Below are 18,341 nucleotides of genomic sequence, written 5' to 3'. Positions count from 1 at the left end.
TGGGTATAATTTTTGGCTAATTTACTGTTTTTTAGATTTTAAAATTAAAACAAATGTGCTGGATTTTAAAACAAAAGTTGTTGTGCAGATTGAGATATAATTTTAGATTTGCCAAAGTTCTCCATAAGGTGAAACAAAAATTTATATATTTACAACTTTAAAACTACAATTAATGAAAAAAAGCTTTATCATCGGACTGCTCTTATTAGCAGTCTTCGGTTTTACACTACAGTCCTGTAGAAACGATCTTCTTCCTGATCACCAGGAAACTTATAACAATAGCAGTGCATTTCAATTAACGTCTAAAACAATCTCTCTTAACCAAAGTAAGCACAAGGATAAACTTATCCCTGAAGTTCTAAAAACAGAAACAATGCTTAAACAAATAGGAACAGCTAATATCTTTGGAAAAACAATAGAATTTGGGAATGGAATTTCATTGGATACCGATCATGTGATCTACATGGAAAACGGAGCAGATTATTATACATATACTTTTAGGGTAATCCGAGAAAACAGCTCTGATAATGATCCTTTAGAAAATGTTGTGCTAAGTCCATACACAGATGGAACCTACCGAGCACTTTTAGTTTCTTACAATCTTACCAAGCAGGAAAAGATTGCTTTACTGAAAGGAGAAGATATTGATACAAAAGATAAAACTTCTATCACTGAACTTGGTAGCTATACAGGATTGGCCAATAAAAATGGAGATTGCAGTTGGGTGCAAGCTACAGCATTTACCACTTGTAGTCAAGGCGTACATAAGAAAGGACAAAAAAACTGTGACGCGGCAGTGAAATCTGTAAAAGTAACCGTTTCTATTCTTGTTTGCGACTCTAATGGGGGATGGTAATAACGGAGGCGGTGGCGGAGATGGCAGTGGTGGTGGATCAGGCGGCGGAGGTTACGGCGATAATGATAATCCTATTATAGGAGGTAACGATGGACCATGTACACCCAATGGAGTACTTACCGGACCACAAATCCCGAATGATGATATTGGTATGAACCCTTGCGGTGGAGGAATTCCTACGATACCGAATGTGGAAAATCCACCTACTCCTTGTGAAAAGTTAAAAGATTTATTAACTCCTTCAAAGGCGAACTTAAAACCTCTGATTACTAACGGTATGTTTAGCTATATCAATAGCGGTAATAAAGGTGAAGCCGGGTTATATTTAAGAAAAGATAGTGCAGGAAATATTACGACAGAAATAGCTCCTCCTTCAGATACCCTATCTCTACCACCTAAATGGGGAACAAGCTATTATTCAATGGCACATACTCACCCCAAAATAGCATATCCAATGTTTTCTTATAGTGACATGATGGTATTATATAATTTAGAAATGAAAGCTTATCAATACAACAATGGACATACAAGTTTTTTATTAGTTTGTGAAGATGAGAATGGGGTAAAGCAAACCTACGCTATTGTCTTTGAAAATATAGGGCAACAAGTAGAAGACGTATGGGCTAATCCTGAAAATATAGGACTAGAACCTAAACAGATTGTAGAAAAAATGGATAAAGCATTTAAAGATAAATATGATACTGAATCAGAAAAAAGCAATCCAAATTATGAACGTGTATTTTTACAACTTAATTTCGGTACCAATATTGGTTTGTATAAAGCGAGTAGTGATTTAACTAATTGGAGCAAGCTTACAATCAGTGAAAATTCAGATACCGCAGTTGTAACTCCTGTTAATTGTAATTAAAAAACTTAATCAAATGAAATATATACATATAATATTAATTCTATTTATCTCAAGTATTGTAAAATCACAAACTATTGTTGATATAACAGATACTACTTATTCTGGAATGACTAATACCTACTATAATTATTATAAAAAAGATTTAAATAATGTTTTAGATCCATTTCAAGGAACATATATTTATACTAATGGAAATAAAAAATTCAAAATCATTTTGCAAAAGATGATAAAGCAAACTGAAGGACTGCACTTTGAAGATTTAATTATCGGAGAATATCAATATATAGTGAATGGAGTAGAAAAAGCAAATACACTTTCTAATCTTAATGTTGTGTATAATAACCAATTTGCAAAACATGCATTAGCTGGAAATGCTCCAATTAAAAATAACAACAGAGTGTGGAAATGTCCACAATGCAATCCCAACGAGAAAAGATTACGTTTAAAAATAAGAGATGTAGACACAAACAGATCAGGAGATTATATCATAAGGAAAACAATGGTAAACGGACAAGAAGTTTTACAGGTGAAGTTAACAGATGTTCTACCTGATTTTGAAAACATGAACCCTCCTGATTTTTCCTTACCAAGAGGAGAGTTTACAATGATAAAGCAGTAAATAATAAGAATCGTGAATATTGGCGATTTATTAAAAAAAACATAAACAATGAAAATTATATTTTCACTTATCTTATTGTTTAATTTTCTTTTTTTCTGTAATGCTCAGAAGAAAACTAAGCCTGTTGGGGCTCCAGAAAGAACATTTAACCCAAATACTCCAATTATCTATAAACGTGGTTATAAAGATTTTAATATTATTAAGATTCCGGTTGCTGCAAAAAAGGATACACTCCATGAGCTTAGGTTTAATAATACATATTTTGCTAGTTATACTCAACAAATGATGTTTGACAATTTTGGGGTTTGGGATAAAGAAATTCGTCCTAATAATGAAGAACATCCCATTTTAGTTTGGGAAAAAAGACGTTTGTTTCCAAATAAAAATACGCTGTACACCATTTATGCTGGTGGAGAAGAAAAATTTGAGGGTATTTACTCTTGTGTATTGGTTTATGATGATGAGAAAGATTGTCTTACAGAGCACTCACCAGACAGAAATAAAATAACAGAATACTTTGCTGATGGGATAAAAAATCTTCGTCGCAGAACAAAATTTTACGATGTATATTGGGGGGAAGTAGATAAGTATAATAAATCTAAAGAGCAATCTAAAAAACTTCAACAAAAATGAATTAGAATATAAATTTTTAAACAACTAGATTAGAGAACAAACTCTTCAGAAACATTCTGAAGAGTTTGTTATTTTCAATGATGCGACAAAATCAAAATTTGAATTCTCCATATAATACACTAATTTTGTGTTCCCAAAATTTTTTTGCAGTATGGATTATCTGAAAGGACTCAATGAATCACAATATGAAGCCGTTACCACGTTACAAGGACCTCTGATGGTGCTTGCGGGAGCGGGTTCCGGAAAAACGCGTGTACTGACGATGCGTATCGCTCATTTGATTACGAATGGAGTAGACCCTTTCAATATTCTGGCGCTTACCTTTACCAATAAGGCGGCAAAAGAAATGAAAGAACGTATTGCAAAAGTGGTTGGACAAAGCAATGCAAGAAGCCTTTGGATGGGAACTTTTCACTCTGTTTTTGCAAGAATTTTGAGAATTGAAGGTCATTATTTAGGCTATCCTTCCAATTTTACGATCTATGATCAGCAGGATGCTTTAAATGTTATCCGAAAAGTGATCAAAGACATGAATGTAGATGCAGATTTGTATAAACCGAAAAAAGTTCAGTCAAGAATTTCTACTTATAAAAATAACCTGATCACGGTAAAGGCCTATTTCAACAATCCTGAATTGGTCGAAGCTGATGAAAAAGCCAACATGAAATTCATCGGACAGATCTATCAGAAATATGTTGAACAATGTTTCAAAAATGGAGCAATGGATTTTGATGATTTATTATTGAAAACCAATGAATTATTAACTCGTTTTCCGGAAGCTTTAGCAAAATATCAAGACAGATTCAGATATATTTTGGTGGATGAGTACCAGGATACAAACCATTCTCAGTATCTTATTGTTAAAGCATTAGCTTCAAAATTTGAAAATATCTGTGTGGTTGGAGATGACGCTCAGTCTATTTACTCTTTCCGTGGCGCTAATATTTACAATATCTTAAACTTTAAAAAAGATTATACGGACGCAGTAACTGTTTCTTTGGAACAAAATTACCGTTCAACACAAACGATCGTAAATGCGGCCAATGTTGTGATTGCTAAAAACTTACAGCAGTTTAAGAAAAACGTTTTCAGTGAAAATGAACTGGGAGATAAAATTAAAGTCTACCGTTCGCTTTCCGATGCGGATGAAGCCAATTTCGTTGCCGGAAATATCTGGGAATTAAGAAATAGAGATCAAAGGAAATACAGTGATTTCGCTATTTTATACAGAACAAACTCTCAAACACGTGCCTTTGAAGATGCGCTGAGACGTAAAAATATTCCGTACAAAGTGTATGGAGGATTGTCTTTCTACCAAAGAAAAGAAGTTAAAGATTTGATCGGTTATCTTCGATTATTGGTGAATGAAAATGACTCGGAAGCGTTGATGAGAATCATTAATTATCCGACAAGAGGAATCGGAGAAACGACTCAGAATAAGTTGATAGTATTTGCAGATTCTCAAAATATTCCGGTGTCTAATGTTTTAGATAATCTTCCGATTTATGCACCGCAATTAGGTTTTAATAACGGAGTCTTAACAAAATTGAGTGATTTTTGGTCGATGATCAAGGCATTTCAAGTGTTGTTAAAAACGGAAACAGCCTACAATGTTGCAATGGAAGTTGCCAAACGAAGCGGTTTGATTAAATTTTTAAAAGACGATCAGACTCCGGAAGGAATTTCCCGTGTAGAAAACGTTCAGGAATTAATGAACTCCATGCAGGGCTTTATCGAAGAACAGATGCAGCTGGAAGATGGAGACCCAAGTTTACCGAATTTCCTTGAAAATATTGCTCTTTCGGCGGATACACAAAATAAAGATAATGAGGATGAAATGGTTTCTTTAATGACCATTCACCTTTCAAAAGGACTGGAATTTCCGGTTGTCCACTTGGTTGGTTTGGAAGAAAACCTTTTCCCGAGCTTTATGAGTTCTGCAACCAGAGAAGATTTGGAAGAGGAAAGACGTTTATTTTACGTTGCCTTAACGAGAGCTGAAAAACAAGTGTTTTTCTCATATGCAGTTTCCCGTTTTCAATGGGGTAAAATTACCGATGCAGAACCTTCAAGATTTTTAAGTGAAATTGATGAAGAGTTTATTGAATTTGTGAATCCTGCGATCGAAAAACGTTTCATTAATAATACGGGTGTAAAATCAAATATTTTCGATGAACATCCTTCTGAAATGAAAAGTTTCAAAAGAGTTGAAAAGAAAAGTATTGAAAAAGCAGAAGGCTCAAAGCCAATTGCTGAACCAAGAAAATTGAAACCTGTAAGCACGGCTAAAATTATTAATCCAAGCGGAGCTTCTTCTCAGGATATCGTAGTAGGAGACAGTGTAAGACACGACCGTTTCGGAATCGGACAGGTAACTTTCTTGGACGGTACAGACCCGCAAAATATTAAGGCAAAAGTTATTTTCATGCATGAAGGCGAAAAAAATCTGATCTTGAAATATGCTAAGTTGACTAAGATTTAATTTATTTATAAAGCCTTGTCAAGGTTTTAAACCTTGACAAGGCTTATTGAAAAAGAATTATACGCAATCATCTGTGCAAATCTGTGTAATCTGTGGGAAATTTAATATAAGTTTTAGTGAAAATTCAAGTAAAGAATTAGTCCTCAAACTTCCATCTCACAAAAGCTTCCATCGCCTCATATTCAGAAAGTCCCAAATCATCATAAGCTTGCGCAGTTTCGCGATTACGGTCTTCGGCACGTTGCCAGAATTCCCTTGCATCATCGCCCGGAAAAACAGCTCTGTCTTTCTGACTTTGATGTTTAAAAATAGCGTGTTTCTTTCTTTCCAATTCCTGCGGACTGATGGGAACTGCCATTTCAATTTCGTGGGTTTCAAACTCATGCCACGCACCGCGATACATCCATAACCAGCAATCTTGCACCCAGCTTTCAGTTTTGCGTAAACGTTTTAAAGCTTCTAAAATAATATTAAAACAAACAATATGCGTTCCGTGAGGGTCTTCAAAATCTCCGGCTGCGAAAACCTGATGAGGTTGTATTTTTTGAAGAAGTTTCATTGTTAATTCAATGTCCAAATCTGTAACCGGATTTTTTTTCGTTTTTCCACTTTCGTAAAAAGGAAGTGACTGAAAATGAATGTGATCGTCCTCCAAACCGCAATAACGGGCTGCAGCAATAGCTTCTCCTTTTCGGATCAATCCTTTGATGGTTTGAATCTCAGAAGTATCTACCTGATTCGGTTTTTTCTGATCAATGAATAAGCGCATATTTTGATACATTTCTTTGAGTTTTGCGCTATCCATTCCCATTTTTTCGGTAAAATCAACATTAAACTCTATAAAACGAAGTGCATCATCATCCCAAACAGCAGTATTTCCCGAAGTTTGATAAGCTACATGAACATCATGTTTTTGATCTACCAATCGAATAAAGGTTCCGCCCATCGAAATAACATCGTCATCAGGGTGTGGTGAAAAAATAATCACACGTTTTTGAGACGGTTCGGCTCTTTCGGGACGTTGAGAGTCATCGGCATTAGGTTTTCCACCAGGCCAGCCTGTAATGGTGTGTTGTAATTTATTAAATATATGAATATTAATATTGTAAACGGGGCCTTTTTCGGTGGCTAACTGAGCCATTCCATTGTTATTGTAGTCGTCTTCTGTTAGTTTTAAAACAGGTTTCTGCAGATGATTGGCGAGCCAGATGACGGCTTTGTGAATCAATTCATCAGTCCAAACACAATCTTTTACCTGCCAGGGAGTGTCAAAACGGGTAAGCTCAGAAGCAGCAGGCTGATCCAGAATAAATTCTACATTATTAGATAATTGGAGATAGGTCGCGGGAACTTTTCCTGAAATTTTTCCTTCTACGGCTTTTTTAATAATGGAAGCTTTTTTACGGCTCCAAGCCATCAGAATGATTTCTTTAGCTTTAAAAATGGTTCCGATACCCATCGTGATTGCTTTCGTGGGAACAAAACTTTTTCCGCCAAAATCTTTTGCAGCATCTCGTCGGGTAAGATCGTCAAGCGTAACCAAACGTGTTCCTGAATTTGGTGCAGATCCGGGTTCATTAAAACCAATGTGTCCTGTACGTCCTATTCCCAAAATTTGAATGTCTAATCCACCAAGTTCTGCAATTTTCTTTTCATAATTTAAACAAAAGTCAGGAATATCTTCTAAAGGTAAAGTTCCATCCGGAATATGAATGTTCTCTTTTTCTATATCAATATGATCGAAAAGGTTTTCATTCATAAAGGTAACATAGCTTTGAGAAGCATTGGGAAGCATTGGATAATATTCGTCGAGATTAAAAGTGATTACATTTTTAAAGCTTAAACCTTCCTCTTTGTGCAATCTCACCAACTCGTTATAAACTGCAATTGGAGTAACTCCGGTTGCCAAGCCTAGTACAGCGAACGTATTTTCTGCCTGTTTTTTTCTAATAATATTGGCGATGCGATGAGCGACATTGATGGAAGCAGATTTGGGATTTTCAAAAACAGTGACAGGTAATTTTTCAAAACGAGTCTCTTCGAGTAAATTTAATTTTATCATATTATGTGTTATTTAAGAGTAAATATAATAAGTTATTATTAATTATTAATCAGTGTGTTAGCATTTTTACATCATGTTTAAATGAAATGATTGATTGTCATAAGATCGGTTGGTGAAATACCATTTTACTCTTTAAAAATTAAATTGGCAGTGATTTTTAGATGGAAAATTTATTTAATGAATTTAGAGGATAAAGATTTTTACAATTTAAAAGTCTATTAATTTTGTAGACTAATAAATATGATTTACATTTGCTCCTCAAAAAAAACATAAATTATTAATTATTTTAGAAAGTCTATGAAAAATAAAAAGACAATTTTTTCAGTTTCCGTACTTTTTTTCTTGGGAACTTATACATACGCTCAACAAAAAGATACTTTAAAGACGGGAGATGTAGAGGAAGTGGTAATTCTGGGATCAAGAAGTGGTGCAAGGTCTAAAGTTGACAGTCCGGTTCCTGTGGATGTATTTAATGTAAAAGAATCTTCGGTTATTCTTCCGCAAACCAATATTTCGCAGATTTTAAATTCGGTTGCTCCATCTTTTACGTCCACAATTCAGACGAATGCAGATGGGGCGGATCACCTCGATCCTGCCCAGTTAAGAGGACTTGGCCCAGATCAGGTTTTGGTTCTGGTGAATGGAAAAAGAAGGCATACTTCAGCCTTAGTGAATGTCAACGGATCGCCTGGAAGAGGAAGTGTGGGAACGGATTTAAACTCAATTCCATCTTTTGCATTAACCAGAATTGAGGTTTTGCGTGACGGAGCTGCCGCTCAATATGGTTCGGATGCGATTGCAGGAGTTATCAATTTAGAATTGAAAAAAGATACTGGAAAACTAACTGGACAGGTAAATTATGGAGGTAATTTGACGCCAACAGGCAATGATCATACCGGAGATTTTGACGGACAGAATATTCAGGTTGATCTTAATTACGGAAATAAAATAGGAAAAAAAGGTGGTTTTTACAACATAACATGGACTTCACAGTTCAGAAATCCAACTTACAGAGCAGGAACAGAAAGTGGTACGATTTACAATGCTTACAACGCCATAGAACAACGCGCTTTGAATAATGGAGTGAATTTATCTTCCCTTTTTACGAATATCGGAAGTATACCAAACTCTCAGCAAATTATTAATTCTATTCATCAATATGCTCAGGGTGTAAATTATTTTAGTTCCACACAACAGTCGGCGATACAGAATGCTAACACAATTCAAGATATAAAAGACAGTAATGGAAATGTTATCCAGCAAGGTCTTCAATCCTTATTAAATTTTGATGTAACTGATAAAGAATTAGCGTACAGAGGTCAAGATAGAAAAGATTTCAATATGCAGGTTGGTCAGTCTAAGCTTAGCAATCATCAGTTATTTGCCAACATTGAAATTCCAATAAATGATAACTGGAAAGTCTATACTTTTGGTGGTTACAGCTACAGACAAGGTACTTCCGGAGGTTTTTACAGAAAGCCTAATCAGAGCAGAACGTTTACAGGATTGGCAGCCAACGGATATTTGCCACAGATTGGGACGGATATTCAGGATTTGTCGCTTTCTGCAGGAATTAAAGGAAATTGGAGTGGTTGGAATATTGATTTAAGCAATACTTTCGGGCAAAATTCATTTGATTATACTATTCAAAATACAGGAAATACATCGTTGAGATTTGCCTCGCCAAGCGAGTTTAGTGCAGGTGGATTAAGATTCTCACAAAATACAATCAATTTAGATTTTTCTAAAAAATATGATGTCTGGAGTGGAATTAATGTTGCTTTCGGAGCAGAACACCGTTATGAAAATTTCAAAATTACGGCCGGAGAAGAAGCGTCATATGCAACATATGATGTAAATGGAAATGTTTGGAATGGCAGTTCTGCAAGACCAACAGATTTCTTCGGAAACGTACTGCCAGGAGGATCACAGGTTTTCGGAGGTTTCAGACCTGAAAATGCGGTGGATAAAAACCGCCAGTCGGTTGCAGGATATGCAGATCTGGAATTTAATTTCACAGATTGGTTATTGGTAGACGCAGCAGCGAGATATGAAAATTATTCTGATTTTGGCTCTACTTTTAATTATAAGCTGGCTTCCAGAGTTAAATTAGATAAAAACTTTAACTTGAGATTTGCAGGATCTACGGGGTTTAGAGCTCCATCAATTCATCAGATTTATTATAATGTAACGTCTACTTTGTTTACAGACGGGGTTTTAAAAGAGGTTGGAACTTTTAGCAATGATTCAAAAGTTGCCAATTTATTGGGTATTCCAAGCTTAAAACAGGAAACTTCAAAGTCGGCAAGTGTAGGTTTTACCTATAAAATTCCGGCTGCTAATTTAACATTTACAGCAGATGGATATTTTACAAGAATTGATAATCGAATTATTCTTACAGGGCAGTTTGCAAGAGCTGCGGTTTCTGCAGCAGCACAGGAAGCCTTTGATGCGGCCGGAGTAAATGCAGTTCAGCTATTTGCCAATGCAATTGACACGGAAACAAAAGGTTTAGATGTGGTTATCAGTCATAATTTGAGGTTTTCCGGAGTGAAATTGGATAACAATTTTGCGATCAATCTTAATCAGACGAAAAAAGTTGGAAATATTCATTCCTCAGGTTCTTTACAGGAAACGAATTTAGAAAATGTCTATTTTTCTGAAGCCTCAAGAATTTATTTGGAAGAAGCTGTACCAAGGGTAAAAGCAAGTTTATCAAACCAGCTTTCTTGGGGGAAAACAATTGTTTATTTAAGAAATACTTATTTCGGAAAAGTAACAAGTCCGGATATCATTGATGCCAACGGAAACGGAATTGTTGAGACGAATGAACATCAGCAAATCACTCCAAAAATCATCACGGATCTTTCTGTGGCTTATCAGTTTACAAAAAATGTTGGACTTACTTTAGGGGTAAATAATTTGTTTGATATTTATCCTACAAAAAATCTTACGGCATCTACCAATAACGATCAGTTCATCTATTCGCGCTCTACATCGCAGTTTGGACAGAATGGTAGATATCTGTTTTCAAGACTTAATTTCAATTTTTAAATGTTTTTTTAGCTTTCTATTATTATTTATTAGGAACGGATTCTTTATGGGAATCCGTTTTTTTTTAATTTTTCATTATCCTTAATTTAGCATAATTGAAGAAAAATCAGTGAACTTAGCTGAGTAGAACGCCTTTGCGAACGAAAATATTCTCAATTATTTTAAAGAAAAACCTAGCGAACCTTGCGTTAAAAGAAATCTTTAAAAACAGATATTCACTTTAATTTTAGAAAAAATTGACTTTTAAAGGTTAAAATATTTAAAGTTGAACTATTTTTGCTGTCCGATAAAAACAACAAAAACAAATAATGAAAAACTTCAATTTTTAATAAGAATGGGAACTTTTTATAATAATGCAGTATGCGATATCTACATGGGAAAGGGCGCTGGTGCCAAGCTCATGCAGGATATTAGAAATGCTAAGAAAAACGTGAAAATTGTTTCTCCCTATCTTTCTCCTTTTTTAATTAAAGAACTGATTTTTCTTCATTCCAGAGGGATCAATATTAAACTTATTACGAGTGATGAGATTGAAGATTTTTATGGATATGAAAAAAATATTCACAAACTCATTATTCAAAACAAGCATGTTGATCAGAAAGCAAAAGAAACGAGAGATAATCTGGAGAGTTTGTCGGGAACTCTACTCTTTGCAATGATAGGATTGGCGGTCGTTTTGTTTCCTTTAATGTATCTTTTGAAAGACTTGAAATATGGACTTGGTTTCATCATTGTTGTTCTGATATTTTTTGCGAGAGATTCTGTGGTTAAGAAAATTAGAAATACCAAAGTTTATCATTACACCTATAAACAGTTATTTCCTTTCAAGGTTTTTGTTTCTCCAAATAATAATGGAAATTCTTTCAATAAAACGTTTATTCATAGCAAAATTTACGTTATTGATGATGAAATTGCCTATTTAGGTTCTCTTAATTTTACAGGAAGCGGTGTAAAAGAAAACCACGAAACAAGAATAAGAACCACCGATATTAACGCTGTTCAAAAAATTATAGAAGAAGTAAAAGATTTATTTTTTAATTCAAACTTGGCGGAAAGAGATATTCAGTTTTGGGGAAGTCAGCTTTATGATGAACCTGGAAATTAATTAGTTTTTCTTTTGTGAAACAATAAAATTTACCATTTCATCATCAATTTGATGTAAATAATTCTTGTCAGTCGTTCCAAATCCGTGCATTCCGTCTTTTACGATAATTAAAGAATTTTGTACGTTGGCTTTTTTTAGCTTTCTGCTGAGCTTTTTAGATTGTTTTAAAGGAACTACTTTATCTTTATCACCTTGTACAATTAAAGTCGGAACAGCAGTATCTGCATACGTTATCGGAGATACGGTTTTGAAATATTTTACAACTTTTCTTTTTTCTTTTTTAATGTCATATCCGGAAATTCCATTGACAAGATTTTCTCTTAAAGTCACGATTTTATCTGAAAATATTAATCCAACGAAAAAAACAGGTATTTTTCCGATTCGGGTATGAAGAAGTGTATTAAGATCTGCCGGCCCGAAATTATCAACTACATAATTTACTTTTGCAGAATAAGGCGCGAGTTCAGGGCTTCCAACGAATTCATTATCTTGAGTATAAGCGGCAAGCATAGAAAGATGAGCACCCGACGAAGCTCCGAATAATCCAATATTATTAGTGTCAAAATTATATTTTTCAGCATTTTTTCTCACCCATCTTACCGCGTCTTTAGTATCTTGAAGAGGTAATGGAAAATGAATATTTTCGTTTAATAAGGTATAATTTATCGCAATTACTGCATATTTTTTTTCAACCAATTTTAGAAACATATCTTCAATATAAGTCTCAGATCGTATGGTTTTATCACCTTTTACCCATCCTCCTCCGAAGACGTAGATTACAACAGGAAGTTTCTCTGATGAGGTATCTTTTGGCGTGTAGATATCCAAAGCCATTTGATCACCATTTTGATTGGTTTTGTAGATAATATTTTCAGAAACTTTTGCCTTTTCCGGTAACAGTGTACTTTTCCCAGTTTTGGGTTCAAATGGAAGCTGAGAAAAGCCTAACATAAATGAACTTAAAAATAAAATAAAAAACAGGTTTATTGAAAACCTGTAGATTGATGTATTGTTTATGAATGATTTCATATAATATTTTTTGAGAGAGTGCTATTTTACTAACTCTTCAAAAAGTTTACCAAAAGTCTTTTCCAGATCTTTAGATTTTCCCGGATGAGGTCTTGAAGTTTGAACAACAGAACTTCTCACAGCCGTTAACCAACGGAAACGTTCTGGGATTTCAAATTGTGCAATAGGCCCGCCGTCTTTATCTCCATTTGCTGTTTTTTGGAAGCTTTCCAGATTTTGAATGATGTCGTCATAATCCAGTTTGCTGTGCATTAATTTGAATTTATCGGGACATAAATAATAATCCACCTTGATAAATTTCTCTCTTTTTGAGAACATAACGAGTCCGACATTGAAAAACTCTTCTCTCTCAACCTTCGGTACCAAGCGTATTACAGCGTATTCGTAAATTTTATCCTCTTGCATTTTTGGCTTCGTTTAAAAAGATTTCAGAATTTTCTAATCGTGTTTTCAGGAAGTTGAAATAGATCTCGCGAATTTCTTCAGGCGTTTCATCGGCGTCATTCCAATGCAGCCAGTCTTCAGGAATCAAATTAACGATTTCTCTGAAAACGGTATCATTCAAAACTTCTTTTGCGAACGTATCAGCTTCATCCAGCAGTTTCGCTTGTGGAAGCAAAACGTGGTCTTTCACATATTTGAAGGGAGTTTTCGCTGCCACGTCAAAATTCTGCCAAGAATGGTGGAAATAAAATGACGCACCGTTGTCGATCACCCACAATTCCTTATGCCACATCAAAAGATTGGTGTTCTTAAAAGTACGGTCGATATTGGTAATAAAGGCATCCAGCCAGACAATTTTTGAAGCCAAAAGCGGATCAACTTTTATACTCGAATCATATGTAATCGAGCCGGAAAGATAGTGCAGTCCTAAATTGAGTCCCTCAGAATTTTTCAATAAATCCTGGATTTCTTCATCTGCTTCGGCTCTTCCAAAATCTACATCAAGATTGATAAAAACCAGTTCAGGAATTTTTAATCCTAAAACTTCTGTTATTTTTCCTCCTAATAATTCAGAAATCAACATTTTAACGCCATGACCAGCGCCACGGAATTTCAAAACATATTTAAAATCATCATCAGCCTCTGCCAAAGCCGGAAGCGAACCTCCCTCGCGAAGTGGCAGAATATAACGCATTACGGTTACCGTTCTTAAATCCAACATATCGCAAAAATAAGATTTTACTTTGTGTTTAGGTGTATTTTTAATATTTTTAAGTGAAAATTGGTTGGTTAATCGCAAAGGCGCAAATAATTTTTAACAGAACGTTTTAAGACGCAAAGATTTTATCTGCGATAAAATTGATTGGGTCTAAATAATTAAACATTAAAATAAAATGACTAAAATGAAAATCTCCGATTTTCTTGCGCCTTAAAAACATAATTTAAATAAAAACTTAGCGCCTTTGCGATTAACCAACAAATAAATAGGACAAAATCAAAACATGAAAATCACAAAACAACAAAATATAATCATCCAAAATTCTGAAACCAGAGAATTTCTTGCAGACGCATTTTATCCGGAAACAGATAAAAAATTACCGTTAGTCATTTTCGTTCACGGCTACAAAGGTTACAAAGATTGGGGAGCATGGGATTTAATGGCAGAAAAGTTTGCCGAAGCCGGACTTTTCTTTGTTAAGTTTAATTTTTCGCACAACGGAACGACGGTTGAAGATCCTCATAATTTTGCAGACCTTGAAGCTTTTGGAAATAATAATTATTCTAAAGAACTTTCAGATTTAGGTGTTGTGATTAATCATTTTGTTAAGCATCCGAATATTGATGATCAGAAAATAATATTGATCGGGCATAGCAGAGGAGGAGGGATTTCTATTATTAAAACTTTTGAAGATGAAAGAATTAATGGATTAATTACGTTAGCAAGTGTTGATACTTTGGAACGTTTTCCGAAAGATGAAGCTTTGGAAAACTGGAAAACGAAAGGAGTTTATTATGTGTTGAACGGACGAACAAAGCAAGAGATGCCTCATTACTATCAATTCTATAAAGATTTTGAAAAAGATGAACATCGTTTTGATGTAGAAAGAGCTACAGAAATGGCGAAAGCTCATATCTTAGTTATTCATGGAGCAAATGATGAAAGCGTAAGTGTGAAAAGTGCGGAACATCTTCATATTTTAAACCCAAATTCTGAATTATTTTTAATTGAAAATGCCAATCACACGTTTGGATCAAAAGAGCCTTGGGAAGACAATAATTTGCCTAAAGAATTGAATACAGTTGTTGAAAAATGCATTCAATTTATCAACGATAAGATTGTAAATGAATAAAGAAAGGAGTGAAAAATTTTCACTCCTTTTATTGTATTGAACCATTAAGCTCTTAAATTTAGCTTTTCACGGCATTCTTTTTTATAGATTTCAGTAATTGTCTGAAATTCTTCATCGTCATCATCTCACTGGTGGGAGTGAAAATAGTTGCTTTTTCTCCTTTCTCAACAGAAAACTCAGAAGAGGCTTTAAAAGAATATATTTTCTTCATGGTTCGGATGTCGTAAACTTCCATGATCGCGAAAGTTTCATTCTTTTTATATTCTGTCTGTTGACCAAGTTCGGTATCCAGATCTTTTCGAACTTTTATGGTTGAAATATTAACCAGAAAATTGAAATCTGTACTGCTTTTTAGTGTTTCTAGATCTTCAATTTCAGGCTCAAAAGGAATTCTGTTTAATATGATATTTTCGGATTTAGCCATATTGAGCGTATAGGCTTTAGAATTGCTCATTGTATTGAAAAATTTTAAAACATCTTGTTCCATCATTTCTCTATGATGAGAATCTACATCTGTATAAATTCTATTGATCAACCATTTTTGATCTTTTGAAAAGACAAGCGATCTACTATAAATTCCGTAATCCTTTTTTACAGGGTAGTAGCATGATTGTAAGGTGAAAATAGCAAAAAATAAAAGTATAGAGTTTTTCATATAATATGCTTAAATGACTAATATTTTCCACGCTTCATCAATTTTGCTTTCCAGTAATAATTTTTGAGCCTCTTGATGAATGTTTTCGTCTGCATGACAATTTTCAGAAGGTAAAACCTCAACGTTGGCAAGCATTCCTAAATCATTTCCTGTGAAAATATTACTAAGTTTGATAGCATCAGGAAGAAGATCAAAACCAATTCCTTTTGTTACCAACGGTTTCGGAACTTCAAAAAGATTATTTTCATTATTTCTTGAATACCAGTTTCCGCCGAGACGAGCGACCATATCAAGTTTTTTCTGGTCTAAATTTCCTTCTTCATTCAAATATTCTTCTCTGATGTGGATTTTTTGAACCTCACAAATCACTAGATTTCCTGCGCCACCCTGATCTCCCAAAGATTTTATTTCTAAAACTTTACATTCAAAGTTGACAGGACATTCTTCAATTAATTTAGGTTGAACCAGATCCGCGTCTTTCATGGTTAAGCCCGATTTGATGAACTCATTTACTCCGTCACCATATTCTGTAGAAGCTAAAGAAATTTGCTGTACAATTGGGAAATTTACGGTTCCGATGACAACTTCCGGAACTTCCAGAACGTTTTCTAATGTGTGTTTTGTAGTATTGTCACGGACTCTTCTCGATGGTGAAAATATCAATATCGGAGGAACCGTACTGAACATATTAAAAAAACTGAATGGAGATAAATTATGATTTCCGTCTTTATCCACCGTTGAAGCCAATGCAATCGGTCGTGGTGAAACGGCTGTTTGCATAATGGTTTGTAGTTGTACGGAAGATAATTCGGATGGGATTGCTGTTTTCATATTTTTTTGTTTTGACCAAGAAAAGGGCAAAAGTTTATTTTTTTAAGAAAATATTTTAAGTTTGAAAGCTTATGTATTGATGAGATTTTGAACCACAAAAGACACAAAAGATAATTAGTCTAAGATGAAGAGCCTTAATTCTTTTAAGATCAAAAAAGCATATCGTAATATTTATTTACAAAAGTTTCTTGCCCGTCATTGTATAAATTTTTCACATTAAAATTTACTAAAATTCCTTTAGGCTTTTTCATCAAATTAATATAATTCAGAAGTTGTGCTCGATGAATTTCATTTAATATAGAAACTGCTTTCAATTCAACAACAATTAAATCTTCAACCATAAAATCACAAAAGAAATCACAATTAATTTCTTTTCCTTTATAAACTACAGGAATTTTAAATTCAGATTTAAAATTGATATTTCTCAATCTAAATTCTTCTTCCAAACATTTATGATAAACACTTTCTAATAAGCCTGCGCCAAGAATTTTGTGAACTTCTATGCAGGCGCCATTTATCTTATATGTTAAATCTGTCAGATAAGATTGTGTAATCATAAAATCTTTTGTGACTTTTGTGGTTAAATATTATTTTTATTATTTAGTAGGAATAATTTTTCCACTTACTTCACCGAAACCAACTCTTACACCATCTTTTTCAGACCAGGCTTTCATCGTTACAGTGTCGTTATCATCGATGAACTTTCTTTCTTGTCCGTTGCTTAATTGGATTGGATTTTGCCCTCTCCATGTCAACTCAAGCATAGAACCGAAAGATTTTGGATCGCTTCCTGAAATCGTTCCACTTGCATACAGATCACCAACTTCCAGGTTACAACCATTTACAGTGTGGTGAGCCAGTTGTTGCGTCATGTTCCAATACATAAATTTATAATTGCTTTCAGAGATCAGATTTTCTTCACCGTTTTCCGGCTGTAAATAAACCTCTAAATTAATATCGTAATTTTTATCTCCTTCAAATTTTAAATAATCTAAAACTTCAGGATCCTGTGTAGGAGAAGCCGTTCTGAAAGGCTCCAAAGCTTCCAATGTTACAACCCAAGGAGAAGCTGATGAACCAAAGTTTTTAGCTAAAAATGGTCCTAGTGGAACATATTCCCAAGCTTGAATATCTCTTGCAGACCAGTCGTTGAAAATAATCATTCCAAAAATAGCGTCTTCCGCTTCTTTTGTAGAGATACTTTCACCCATGTCTGTATTTTTATTGATGATGAAAGCCATTTCTAATTCAAAATCCAATTGTTTTGAAGGTCCGAAAACTGGTTTTTCTGCATCTGCAGGTTTCGTCTGACCTTTTGGGCGGTTAATATCCGTTCCTGAAACCACAATTGATGAAGCTCTGCCGTGATATCCTACAGGTAAATGTTTCCAATTAGGCAACAATGCATTTGCAGGGTCACGGAACATTTTTCCAACGTTGGTTGCATGTTCGATGCTGCTGTAAAAATCAGTGTAGTTCGGAATGTGAACCGGCATCATCATTTTTACTTTATCCAAATCATAGAAAGCGTCTTCAATGGTTTTCTGGTCTTTAGACAAGATAGAACCTTCAAGTAATAATTCCTGAATTTTTAAACGAACAGCATTGGTAACAGGTTTTCCCAGTTCAATAAATTCGTTTAAGGTATAGGCTTCAAAAACATTGTCTTCTAATCCGTCAATGTCTTCAAAATAACTAAGGTCATACAACGTCGCAAGATCAACGATCTGATCTCCGATTCTTGTACAACATCCGATATATTCTTTGTTAAAAACTGCTACTCCGAAAGGAATATTGTGTATTGAAAAGTCCGAATTGGAGGAATACTCTACAAATGATTTCATAAGATTTGA

General features: G+C 34.4%; 16 protein-coding genes. 8 read left to right on the top strand and 8 right to left on the bottom strand.

Annotation, left to right across the window (positions count from 1 at the left end; genetic code table 11):
- Positions 1-172: 172 nt before the first annotated feature.
- The 5 genes from A0O34_RS03900 to A0O34_RS03880 all read left to right on the top strand — a co-directional run bounded on the left by A0O34_RS03900 (position 173) and on the right by A0O34_RS03880 (position 5,458).
- Positions 173-856: a hypothetical protein gene (locus A0O34_RS03900; protein WP_066751420.1), complete on the top strand. Its 684-nt coding sequence runs from the start codon at positions 173-175 to the stop codon at positions 854-856.
- Entirely contained in the window at positions 828-1,724 is an 897-nt protein-coding gene (locus A0O34_RS03895; RefSeq protein WP_157885941.1) for a hypothetical protein, read from the top strand. Before A0O34_RS03900 ends, A0O34_RS03895 begins: the two co-directional genes overlap by 29 nt.
- Positions 1,725-1,737: 13 nt before the next feature.
- Positions 1,738-2,343, top strand: a complete 606-nt coding sequence (locus A0O34_RS03890) for a DUF6705 family protein (RefSeq protein WP_066751408.1) — start codon at positions 1,738-1,740, stop codon at positions 2,341-2,343.
- A gap of 48 nt (positions 2,344-2,391) precedes the next feature.
- Complete coding sequence (locus tag A0O34_RS03885) at positions 2,392-2,976, top strand: hypothetical protein (protein WP_066751405.1); 585 nt, start codon at positions 2,392-2,394, stop codon at positions 2,974-2,976.
- A gap of 151 nt (positions 2,977-3,127) precedes the next feature.
- On the top strand, positions 3,128-5,458 hold the full coding sequence (locus tag A0O34_RS03880) for an ATP-dependent helicase (RefSeq protein WP_066751402.1): 2,331 nt from the start codon (positions 3,128-3,130) through the stop codon (positions 5,456-5,458).
- 136 nt (positions 5,459-5,594) lie between these two features.
- On the opposite strand, the gene nagB is transcribed toward A0O34_RS03880, so the two are convergent.
- The gene (gene nagB / locus A0O34_RS03875; protein WP_066751399.1) at positions 5,595-7,520 is read right to left on the bottom strand and encodes a glucosamine-6-phosphate deaminase; all 1,926 of its coding nucleotides are present in this window, start codon (positions 7,518-7,520) and stop codon (positions 5,595-5,597) included.
- Positions 7,521-7,817: 297 nt separating this feature from the next.
- Between nagB and A0O34_RS03870 the strand changes: the two genes are divergently transcribed.
- Both A0O34_RS03870 and A0O34_RS22055 read left to right on the top strand, forming a co-directional pair.
- Complete coding sequence (locus A0O34_RS03870; RefSeq protein ID WP_066751396.1) at positions 7,818-10,574, top strand: TonB-dependent receptor plug domain-containing protein; 2,757 nt, start codon at positions 7,818-7,820, stop codon at positions 10,572-10,574.
- 265 nt (positions 10,575-10,839) lie between these two features.
- The gene (locus A0O34_RS22055) at positions 10,840-11,679 is read left to right on the top strand and encodes a phospholipase D-like domain-containing protein (protein WP_082891091.1); all 840 of its coding nucleotides are present in this window, start codon (positions 10,840-10,842) and stop codon (positions 11,677-11,679) included.
- Here the strand turns inward: A0O34_RS22055 and A0O34_RS03860 are convergent, their stop codons facing one another.
- The 3 genes from A0O34_RS03860 to A0O34_RS03850 are packed head-to-tail and all read right to left on the bottom strand — an operon-like array spanning position 11,680 to position 13,873.
- Positions 11,680-12,708: an alpha/beta hydrolase gene (locus A0O34_RS03860; RefSeq protein ID WP_066751393.1), complete on the bottom strand. Its 1,029-nt coding sequence runs from the start codon at positions 12,706-12,708 to the stop codon at positions 11,680-11,682.
- 21 nt (positions 12,709-12,729) lie between these two features.
- Entirely contained in the window at positions 12,730-13,113 is a 384-nt protein-coding gene (locus A0O34_RS03855) for a DUF3037 domain-containing protein (protein WP_066751391.1), read from the bottom strand.
- Complete coding sequence (locus A0O34_RS03850) at positions 13,100-13,873, bottom strand: HipA family kinase (protein ID WP_066751389.1); 774 nt, start codon at positions 13,871-13,873, stop codon at positions 13,100-13,102. The genes A0O34_RS03855 and A0O34_RS03850 overlap by 14 nt, the downstream gene beginning before the upstream one ends.
- 280 nt (positions 13,874-14,153) lie before the next feature.
- On the opposite strand from A0O34_RS03850, the gene A0O34_RS03845 reads away from it, so the two are divergent.
- On the top strand, positions 14,154-15,002 hold the full coding sequence (locus A0O34_RS03845; protein WP_066751387.1) for an alpha/beta hydrolase family protein: 849 nt from the start codon (positions 14,154-14,156) through the stop codon (positions 15,000-15,002).
- Positions 15,003-15,060: 58 nt separating this feature from the next.
- Here the strand turns inward: A0O34_RS03845 and A0O34_RS03840 are convergent, their stop codons facing one another.
- From A0O34_RS03840 to fahA, 4 genes are all read right to left on the bottom strand, one after another.
- The gene (locus A0O34_RS03840) at positions 15,061-15,657 is read right to left on the bottom strand and encodes a hypothetical protein (protein WP_066751385.1); all 597 of its coding nucleotides are present in this window, start codon (positions 15,655-15,657) and stop codon (positions 15,061-15,063) included.
- Between the two features lie 9 nt (positions 15,658-15,666).
- Positions 15,667-16,488 (bottom strand): flavin reductase family protein, encoded by an 822-nt coding sequence (locus A0O34_RS03835; protein WP_066751383.1) that lies wholly within the window; start codon positions 16,486-16,488, stop codon positions 15,667-15,669.
- A gap of 149 nt (positions 16,489-16,637) precedes the next feature.
- Positions 16,638-17,045 carry a GxxExxY protein gene (locus A0O34_RS03830; RefSeq protein ID WP_066751381.1) on the bottom strand — a complete coding sequence of 136 codons (408 nt, stop codon included), beginning with the start codon at positions 17,043-17,045 and terminating at the stop codon, positions 16,638-16,640.
- 39 nt (positions 17,046-17,084) lie between these two features.
- Positions 17,085-18,332, bottom strand: a complete 1,248-nt coding sequence (fahA, locus tag A0O34_RS03825) for a fumarylacetoacetase (protein ID WP_066751379.1) — start codon at positions 18,330-18,332, stop codon at positions 17,085-17,087.
- Between the last annotated feature and the right edge of the window lie 9 nt (positions 18,333-18,341).

Source organism: Chryseobacterium glaciei (genome assembly GCF_001648155.1).
Lineage (GTDB): Bacteria > Bacteroidota > Bacteroidia > Flavobacteriales > Weeksellaceae > Chryseobacterium > Chryseobacterium glaciei.
The sequence above is the reverse complement of the archived record's forward strand: the minus strand, read 5'-3'. Positions and strand labels throughout refer to the sequence as shown.